The organism is Streptomyces sp. CO7, from assembly GCF_053474865.1.
Genome location: NZ_JBRIOU010000006.1, coordinates 276,892 through 284,595, shown reverse-complemented (window position 1 = coordinate 284,595; position 7,704 = coordinate 276,892). Strand labels below are relative to the sequence as shown.

Here is a 7,704-nt window from a genome sequence, read left to right as displayed (position 1 = left end):
GGCCGCTTCCGGGGGGTCGGCGAGGACCCTGAAGGCCAAGTTCCCCGGCAGGTGCGGAGTCTGCGGTCGCGGCTATCCGGCGGGCGAGGAGATCGCCAAGGTCGGCCAGAGCTGGGGCCACCCGGAGTGCCGCGCGGCCGGCTGAGGCGGTGTCACCGGCGTGGCGCCGTCACAGGACGGTGCCGCGCCACTCGCCGGTCTCGGTGCCGCGCTCCTCGATGAACGTCTTGAAGCGCGCCAGGTCGGCCTTGGCGTTGCGCCCGACGAAGCCCAGCTTGTCGCCGATCTTCTCGGCGGCGCCCTCGGGCTGCAGCCGCATGTGCAGGTTCACCCTCGTCGCGCCGGGGGCGACGGGCTGGAAGGTCACCCGGCCCTCCTGCTTGGTGTCCCCGTCGACGGTGGTCCAGCTGACGCACTCGTCCGGGATCTGCTCAGTGATCTCGGCGTCGAACTCCCGCTTGACGCCGTCCACCTTGGTCACCCAGTGCGTGAGCGTGTCGGTGCGCTGCTCGATCCGCTCGACCCCGCTCATGAACTCGGGGAAGGTCTCGAACTGCGTCCACTGGTTGTACGCGGTGTGCACAGGAACTCGGACTTCGATGGATTCCTCGATCACGGACACGTGATGTCCTCCTTCGTGTAGCTTGCGTGACGTGCGTCTTGCCGCCCGTTCCGGAGACAAACCGGATCGCGCGAGAAAGCGGAAGGCCGCTCTCCGCGGCCGGGCCGCAGCCGGGTCCGTGCCCGCGACCCGTGCCCGGCAGGCCGCCGCGCCACGGGGCGTGACAGACTTGCCGGTATGGAACAGCGAGTAATCGGCAGGTCCGGGCAGAACCTCTCGGTCATCGGACTCGGCACCTGGCAGCTGGGCGCCGACTGGGGCGACGTCGACGAGAAGGACGCTCTGGCCGTCCTCGAGGCGGCCGCGGAGTCCGGCATCACCTTCTTCGACACCGCGGACGTCTACGGCGACGGACGCAGCGAGCAGACCATCGCCGCGTTCCTGCGCGGCCGGCCGGACCTGGACGTCACGGTGGCCACCAAGATGGGCCGCCGGGTCGACCAGATCCCGGAGAACTACGTCCTGAAGAACTTCCGGGAGTGGAACGACCGCTCCCGCCGCAACCTCGGCGTGGAGCGGCTGGACCTGGTTCAGCTGCACTGCCCGCCCACGGCCGTCTACTCCACCGACGAGGTGTTCGACGCGCTGGACACCCTGGTGGAGGAGGGCCGCACGGCCGCCTACGGCGTCAGCGTCGAGACCTGCGCCGAGGCGCTGGAGGCGATCGCCCGGCCGCACGTGGCCAGCGTGCAGATCATCCTCAACCCGTTCCGCATGAAGCCGCTGCTGGAGGTGCTGCCCGCGGCCGCCGAGGCCGGCGTCGGCATCATCGCGCGCGTCCCGCTGGCGTCCGGGCTGCTCTCCGGCAAGTACACCAAGGACACCGTCTTCGCGGCGAACGACCACCGGACCTTCAACCGGCACGGCGAGGCCTTCGACCAGGGAGAGACCTTCTCCGGCGTCGACTACGCGACGGGCGTCGAGGCCGCGGCGGAGTTCTCCGGCCTGGTCCCCGCGGGCTTCACCCCCGCCCAGGCCGCGCTGCGCTGGATCATGCAGCAGCCCGGCGTCACCACCGTGATCCCCGGCGCCCGCACCCCGGAGCAGGCGCGCACCAACGCCGGGGCGGCCTCCCTGCCGCTGCTCTCCGAGGAGACGCTGGCGGCGATCCGCGAGCTCTACGAGCGCAGGATCAAGGAGCAGGTCGAGAACCGCTGGTAGCAGCACGCGCGGTACGACGGAGGGCGGGACCGGTCACTGCGACCGGTCCCGCCCTCCGTCGTACCGCCTGCGGTGTCGTACCGCCTGCGGTGTCGTGCTGCCCGCCGTGCCGTACCGCCCGCGGTCACGCCTCGATGAGCAGCTCCCGCTCCTGCTCCTGGTCCCCGGACACGGTCCCCTGGTCGCGGACCGTGAACGCCGAGGACAGCGTCTCGCCCGCCTTGTGGACCGCCTCGGGCGTGCCCTGCAGGGTCACGGTCACCGGATCGGCGACCCCCGTGCGTCCCGAGGTGTCCGGCGGGGTGGGGGCGGAGCCCTCGTCGCTTCCGAAGACCGCGGTGTGCACCGTGGCGTGCTCGTCCTTCGGCTGCGAGTCCGGAGGCCCGAAGACGGGCTCCAGGGTGCGCAGCACCGCCTGGGCGTCGGAGCAGTGTCCTCCGGAGAGGGTGATGGTGAGCTGTGTGCCGGTCATGGTCAACGGACTCCCTCGGCCCAGATCGCCTGCCTGATTGCAGCCTGACGGGTATCCGCGCCGCCGACGCCCGAAACCGCACGACCGCCTACTCACCGGTCACCCCTGCTTGGCCTGGGGAATCACGGGCAGAAGGGGCACTCGGACGAAGTACCCGGCGAACAGGAGTAAGGGTGAGCGGTAACCGATCCGCGGACGGGGACGGCCTGAGCGGCGGCATAGGCCGGCAGCTCCACAAGGGCCGCAACGAGACGGAGGAGGAGGCGGCCGACCGGAAGTGGGGGGAACTGATCCAGGAGGTGAGGGTCGCCCAGACCGGTGTGCAGATCCTCTTCGGATTCCTGCTCACGGTGGTCTTCCAGCCGGGCTACGAGGAACTCGGGAGCACCGACCGGCGCATCTACCTCGTCACGGTGGTCCTCGGCGCGGCGACGACCGGCGCCCTCATCGCGCCCGTCGCCCTGCACCGCATAGTCTCCGGCCGCCGGGTGAAGCCGCAGGCGGTGCAGTGGGCGGCGCGGGTGACCTTCATCGGTCTCCTGCTGCTGCTGGGGACCATGACCTCGGCACTGCTGCTCGTGATGCGGGTGGCCACCCACGACGGCTTCGTGCCCTACCTGGTCGCGGGCGTCCTCTCCTGGTACATCCTGTGCTGGTTCGTGCTCCCGCTGTGGACCCGCTACCGCTACACCTCGTCGAAGTAGTCCCGGGCGGCATGTCGAAGGCCCGGTCCCCATCGGGGGACCGGGCCTTTCGTCCGTCCAGTTCCTGCTCCGTCCGCCCCGCCCGTCCGGCGTGAGGACCGGGCCGGGGCTCTCGCGCCGCGCCCCAGGCGTGGTCTCATCCGTTGGCCAGGAGCTCCGAGAGGAAGCTGTCCACCTCGACCTGCTCGTCGCCGGGGGCGACCACCCGGTACGTCTCCTCCAGGAACCGCTCCACGGCCGGCGCCCAGGCGTGCACCACGGCGTGGTGCCGCTCGCCGTCCCCCTTGTGCTCCCCGTAGAAGTCCATCCGCAGCTCGTGCCAGCCGCGGGCGTACCGCGGGGAGAAGCGCACGTCGCCCTCGCCGACCGGACGGCGCAGGCCCTCGGCGAGCATCTCCCGGGCCAGTCGCCAGCGGGCCAGCACCCGGCCGTCATGGCTGAAGGTGGCGGTGACCGCGAACGGGTCCTCCATGTCGTAGCTGAGGTGGGCGAGCACCGCGAAGCGGTTGGCGTCGTCGCCGCTCCCGCCGGACTGGAGCTGCATCACAACGGCCCTGTGCACGAACGTGCTCGACTTCATCGAGACCTCCGGGGGGGAGTGGACGGGAGATGTACCGTGCCCACCCTGTTACCCCCACTCACGGCAGCCATGACCACGACTTCCGCGGGCGGGCCGATCAGCCGAAGGCGTTGCGCAACTCCGGCAGCAGCGTCCGCTCGGACCACTCCAGGAACGGGTACTGCGTCTCGTCCCCGCCGATCTGCACGAAGGCCAGTTCGGTGAAGCCGGCCTCGGCGTAGGGCCGCACGGCCTCGACGTACGCCTGCGGGTCGTCGCCGCAGGGGATCGAGGAGGCGACGTCGTCCTGCCGCACGAACTGCGTGGCCGCGGCGAACGAGTCGGGATGCGGCAGCTCCGCGTTCACCTTCCAGCCCAGCCCGAACCAGCGGAACATCTCGTGCGCCCGGGCGACCGCGGCCTCGCGGTCAGGGTCGAAGCAGACCGGCAGCTGCCCGACCCGGGGCTTGCCCTCGCCGCCGTGCTGGTCGAACAGGTCCAGCAGGTCCTTCTTCGGCTCCGTCGCGATCACCAGGTCCGCGTAGTGGCCGGCCAGGGAGCAGGACTGCTCGCCGGACACCGCGATCCCGATCGGCGGAGGCTGGTCGGGCAGGTCCCACAGCTTGGCGGAGTCCACCTGGTAGTGCTCCCCGTGGTAGGTCACGTGCCCACCGTCGAAGAGCGCACGGATGATCTCCACCGCCTCCTCGAACTGCTCGTGCCGCACGTCCACCGGCGGCCAGCCCTGGCCGACGACGTGCTCGTTGAGGTTCTCGCCCGATCCCAGGCCCAGCCGGAACCGCCCCTGGGACAGCAGCTGGAGGGTCGCCGCCTTCTGGGCCACCACCGCCGGGTGGTAGCGGTAGGTCGGGCAGGTCACGTACGTCATCAGCGGGATCCGCGAGGTCGCCTGCGCCGCCGCGCCCAGCACCGCCCACGCGTACGGGGAGTGCCCCTGCTCGCGCAGCCACGGGAAGTAGTGGTCGGACGTCACCGAGAAGTCGTAGCCCACCTCCTCGGCCCGCACCACGTGCCCCACCAGCTCCCGGGGCCCTGCCTGCTCGGTCATCATCGTGTAGCCGAATCGCACCATGTCCGCCGCGTTCCCGACATAAGGGGCGGAAAACCGCGGGGCGGGCCGTTCGGTGTCCGTCACCGTCGTCCCCGACCCCGCCGGACCAGGGGCGAGTGGCCCCGAACGCCGGTCCGCCGCCGGCCGTTGTGGCAGGCTGGACGGGTGATGCTCGAGGATCTGGTCCGGCTGCGCCGGGCGCGGGACACCATGGACCGCGACTACGCGGAGCCGCTCGACGTGCCGGCGCTCGCCGCCGTCGCCCTGATGTCGCCCGGCCACTTCTCCCGCAGCTTCCGCGCCGCGTTCGGGGAGACCCCCTACAGCTATCTGATGACGCGCCGCGTCGAGCGGGCCAAGGCCCTGCTGCGCCGGGGGGACATGTCGGTCACCGAGGTCTGCTTCGCGGTCGGCTGCACCTCTCTGGGATCCTTCAGCTCGCGCTTCACCGAGCTGGTCGGCGAGACGCCCAGCGCCTACCGGGCCCGGGACCACTCGGCGGGCGCGGCCGTGCCGCCCTGCGTCGCCAAGCTGTACACGCGACCGATCAGGAACGGAGAAGCGAAGTCCGCCCCCCGCGCCTAGCGTGGAGCGCATGGACATCAAACTCTCGCAGTGCTTCATCGCCGTCGACGACCACGACAAGGCGCTCCTCTTCTACCGCGACGCCCTCGGGCTCGAGGTGCGCAACGACGTCGGCTTCGAGAACATGCGCTGGGTGACCCTCGGCTCCCCGGCGCAGCCCGACGTCTCCGTGGTGCTGGAGCCGCCGCTCGCCGACCCCAACGCCTCGCCCGCCGACCAGCAGGCGATGGCGGAGCTTCTCGCCAAGGGGCTGCTGCGGGCTGTCATCTTCGCCACCGACGACGTCGACGGCACTTTCGAGCGGATCCGCTCCGCCGGTGTCGGCGAGGTGCTGCAGGAGCCCACCGACCAGCACTACGGCGTGCGGGACTGCGCCTTCCGCGACCCCGCCGGCAACATGATCCGCTTCCAGCAGGCCCGGAAGGGCTGACTCACCCTTCTGCTCGGCGGCCGCCGGTTCCGCGGCGCGGCGGCCCGGACGGGTGAGCGGCCCACCCGCACGGGGGCCGTCCCGGGTGCCGGGACCGCTGCCGACTGGTCGACTGGTCCCACCGACGTCGTGCGAGGAGGCGCAGGTGGGCGATCGGCTCGGACAGGCCGCGTGGGTGGTGGGGGTGGCCCAGTTCTTCGTGATCCACGCGATCGTGGAGTCCGCCTGGCCGCGCCCCTACAGCTGGGCGGCACACAACATCAGCGACCTGGGCAACGTCACCTGCGGCCCGCAGGGACGGGAGCCGCGGTACGTCTGCTCGCCGCGGCACGACCTGATGAACGGCTCCTTCATCGCCCTCAGCGTGCTGTTCCTGGCCGGGGTGGTGCTGGCCGGCGGCCTGTGGCGGCGCGGCCCGGCAGGGTGGGCGGCCCGCGCCGCGCTGGCCACCACCGCGTCCGGCTTCGCCCTGGCCGGCCTCGCGCCCGCCGACGTCGACGAGCCCGTCCACGTGCTCGGCGCGGTGCTGGCGCTCGCCGTCGGCAACGTGGCGCTGTTCCTGGCCGGCGCCGGCCTCGCCGACCGGGTCCCGAAGCTGTGGCGCCGGGCCGCGGTGGTCGCGGCGACCACCGGGTCGACCGGCTGCGTGCTGCTCCTGCTCCAGCGCGACCTCGGTCTGGGGACGGGCGGCATGGAGCGCGTCGCGGCCTACCCGATCCTCCTGTGGGCCTTCGCCCTCGGCCTGGCCGGCCTGCTCGGCCGTCTCGAAGGACCGACCTGGCCGACGGCGTGGCCCGGTGGCGGGGAGCCCCGTGCGGGGGCGCGCCGAAAGAAGTCGGACCGGCGGCCTCGGCGGCTCACGGAAAGGCGCCGTCACGGCCGCCGCGGGCACCGCTCGCGGTGCGGCGGGGCAGTCCTGGGAGCGCCTGGCCGCGCGGTGCGCGCGGGCCCCGCAGGGCCCCTCCACGCGGTACGCCCGACGCATCCGACCTGGGTCAACTCCCCTTCCCCGCCTAGAATTCAGCGATGGAACACACCCCACGCAGCAGGCGCAGTGTTCGCACGACCGACGACGTACTGAGGCTGATGGACGCCCTGTTCGCCCCCGGGGCGGACCGCTGGACGGACGACGGCGCCCACTGGTGGGACAGGTTCTACGCGGACCGCTCCCGCGGCGTGCCCTTCTTCGCCGCCGATCCCGACGAGAGCCTGGCGTCCTGGCTGGACCGCGGCATGGTCGCCCCGGGTGCCCGCGGCCGCGCCCTGGACCTCGGCTGCGGTCCGGGTCGCAACACGCTGCGGCTGGCCCTGCACGGGTTCGCCGTCGACGCGGTGGACCTCTCCGCGAAGGCGCTCGCCTGGGCGCGGGAACGCGCCGAACAGGCGGGCGTCGAGGCGCGGTTCCACCGGGCCGACGCCTTCACCCTCACCGAGGGCGACCTGGACGGGCCCTACGACCTGATCTACGACTCGGGCTGCTTCCACCACCTGCCCCCGCACCGCCGCGTCAGCTACCTCGCCTTCCTGGACCGTTTCCTCGCCCCCGGCGGCGCCTTCGGCATCGGCTGCTTCGCCGCGGGCGAGGAGAACTCCGGGACGGAACTGTCCGACCTCGCCCTCTACCGGGACGCCGGCCTGCACGGGGGAGTGGCGTACGGCGACGACGACCTGCGGTGGATCTTCTCCGACCTCACCGAGGTGGAACTCCGGCGCATGCGCCGGCCCGCTCCCGGGTCGGGAACGTTCGGCGAGCCCTTCCTCTGGGCCGGCCTCTTCCGGCGGCCCGGGGTGCCCGCCTGAGAGGTCCGCCCACCGGAACCGCGCGCCCGAGCACCGCTCCCACCTCGGCCCGCTCCACCGGAGGTGTCGGAGCGGCCTGGCACGATGCGGCCCAGGGAACCCGCACACGCTCTCGACGGACTGGACGACCGTCCCTGGTTCGCGGTTTCCCACGCCTACGGCCCCGCCGACGATCTCCCCGGACTGCTGCGCGCCCTGGCGGTCCGGCCGGACGCCCGCTGACGCCCCGTCTGCAGGTTCTCCTCGCCGACCCGCAGCAGACGCCGGCGGCGGTCCTCGCCCTGGCCGCCGGCGTCTGC

The 7,704-nt window shown here is 72.4% G+C and carries 10 protein-coding genes and 1 pseudogene; 7 read left to right on the top strand and 4 right to left on the bottom strand.

Going from position 1 to position 7,704, the window contains the following annotated elements; genetic code table 11:
* Positions 1-145 (top strand): annotated as a pseudogene (locus ACOV8S_RS22770) (ribonuclease HI); the annotation flags it as partial.
* A 24-nt stretch (positions 146-169) separates the two neighbouring features.
* Here ACOV8S_RS22770 and ACOV8S_RS22765 read toward each other — a convergent pair.
* Positions 170-622 (bottom strand): SRPBCC family protein, encoded by a 453-nt coding sequence (locus ACOV8S_RS22765; protein WP_448319861.1) that lies wholly within the window; start codon positions 620-622, stop codon positions 170-172.
* A 177-nt stretch (positions 623-799) separates the two neighbouring features.
* Between ACOV8S_RS22765 and ACOV8S_RS22760 the strand changes: the two genes are divergently transcribed.
* Positions 800-1,783, top strand: coding sequence for an aldo/keto reductase (locus ACOV8S_RS22760; RefSeq protein WP_448319859.1), 984 nt, complete (start codon positions 800-802; stop codon positions 1,781-1,783).
* A gap of 124 nt (positions 1,784-1,907) precedes the next feature.
* On the opposite strand, the gene ACOV8S_RS22755 is transcribed toward ACOV8S_RS22760, so the two are convergent.
* On the bottom strand, positions 1,908-2,255 hold the full coding sequence (locus ACOV8S_RS22755; RefSeq protein WP_448319857.1) for a hypothetical protein: 348 nt from the start codon (positions 2,253-2,255) through the stop codon (positions 1,908-1,910).
* A gap of 206 nt (positions 2,256-2,461) precedes the next feature.
* On the opposite strand from ACOV8S_RS22755, the gene ACOV8S_RS22750 reads away from it, so the two are divergent.
* Complete coding sequence (locus ACOV8S_RS22750; protein WP_448320126.1) at positions 2,462-2,959, top strand: DUF6328 family protein; 498 nt, start codon at positions 2,462-2,464, stop codon at positions 2,957-2,959.
* A gap of 136 nt (positions 2,960-3,095) precedes the next feature.
* Here the strand turns inward: ACOV8S_RS22750 and ACOV8S_RS22745 are convergent, their stop codons facing one another.
* Both ACOV8S_RS22745 and ACOV8S_RS22740 read right to left on the bottom strand, forming a co-directional pair.
* Positions 3,096-3,539 carry an SsgA family sporulation/cell division regulator gene (locus ACOV8S_RS22745; protein ID WP_448319855.1) on the bottom strand — a complete coding sequence of 148 codons (444 nt, stop codon included), beginning with the start codon at positions 3,537-3,539 and terminating at the stop codon, positions 3,096-3,098.
* A 97-nt stretch (positions 3,540-3,636) separates the two neighbouring features.
* Complete coding sequence (locus ACOV8S_RS22740; protein ID WP_448319853.1) at positions 3,637-4,611, bottom strand: LLM class F420-dependent oxidoreductase; 975 nt, start codon at positions 4,609-4,611, stop codon at positions 3,637-3,639.
* Between the two features lie 147 nt (positions 4,612-4,758).
* Here ACOV8S_RS22740 and ACOV8S_RS22735 point away from each other — a divergent pair, with 147 nt between their 5' ends.
* The 4 genes from ACOV8S_RS22735 (at position 4,759) to ACOV8S_RS22720 (ending at position 7,405) form a co-directional block, all read left to right on the top strand.
* A complete protein-coding gene (locus ACOV8S_RS22735) occupies positions 4,759-5,175 on the top strand; it encodes a helix-turn-helix domain-containing protein (RefSeq protein ID WP_448320124.1) in 417 nt (138 codons plus the stop codon).
* A 10-nt stretch (positions 5,176-5,185) separates the two neighbouring features.
* On the top strand, positions 5,186-5,605 hold the full coding sequence (locus ACOV8S_RS22730; protein WP_448319851.1) for a VOC family protein: 420 nt from the start codon (positions 5,186-5,188) through the stop codon (positions 5,603-5,605).
* A 145-nt stretch (positions 5,606-5,750) separates the two neighbouring features.
* Positions 5,751-6,686 (top strand): DUF998 domain-containing protein, encoded by a 936-nt coding sequence (locus tag ACOV8S_RS22725; protein WP_448319849.1) that lies wholly within the window; start codon positions 5,751-5,753, stop codon positions 6,684-6,686.
* On the top strand, positions 6,632-7,405 hold the full coding sequence (locus tag ACOV8S_RS22720) for a class I SAM-dependent methyltransferase (RefSeq protein ID WP_448319847.1): 774 nt from the start codon (positions 6,632-6,634) through the stop codon (positions 7,403-7,405). Before ACOV8S_RS22725 ends, ACOV8S_RS22720 begins: the two co-directional genes overlap by 55 nt.
* Positions 7,406-7,704 lie beyond the last annotated feature (299 nt).

What these genes read in the sequence shown, in the direction of transcription:
- ACOV8S_RS22760 (WP_448319859.1), top strand. Translation starts at nt 800, where the DNA reads ATGGAACAGCGAGTAATCGGCAGGTCCGGGCAGAACCTCTCGGTCATC.
- ACOV8S_RS22755 (WP_448319857.1), bottom strand. Translation starts at nt 2,255, where the DNA reads ATGACCGGCACACAGCTCACCATCACCCTCTCCGGAGGACACTGCTCC.
- ACOV8S_RS22745 (WP_448319855.1), bottom strand. Translation starts at nt 3,539, where the DNA reads ATGAAGTCGAGCACGTTCGTGCACAGGGCCGTTGTGATGCAGCTCCAG.
- ACOV8S_RS22740 (WP_448319853.1), bottom strand. Translation starts at nt 4,611, where the DNA reads ATGGTGCGATTCGGCTACACGATGATGACCGAGCAGGCAGGGCCCCGG.
- ACOV8S_RS22735 (WP_448320124.1), top strand. Translation starts at nt 4,759, where the DNA reads ATGCTCGAGGATCTGGTCCGGCTGCGCCGGGCGCGGGACACCATGGAC.
- ACOV8S_RS22730 (WP_448319851.1), top strand. Translation starts at nt 5,186, where the DNA reads ATGGACATCAAACTCTCGCAGTGCTTCATCGCCGTCGACGACCACGAC.
- ACOV8S_RS22720 (WP_448319847.1), top strand. Translation starts at nt 6,632, where the DNA reads ATGGAACACACCCCACGCAGCAGGCGCAGTGTTCGCACGACCGACGAC.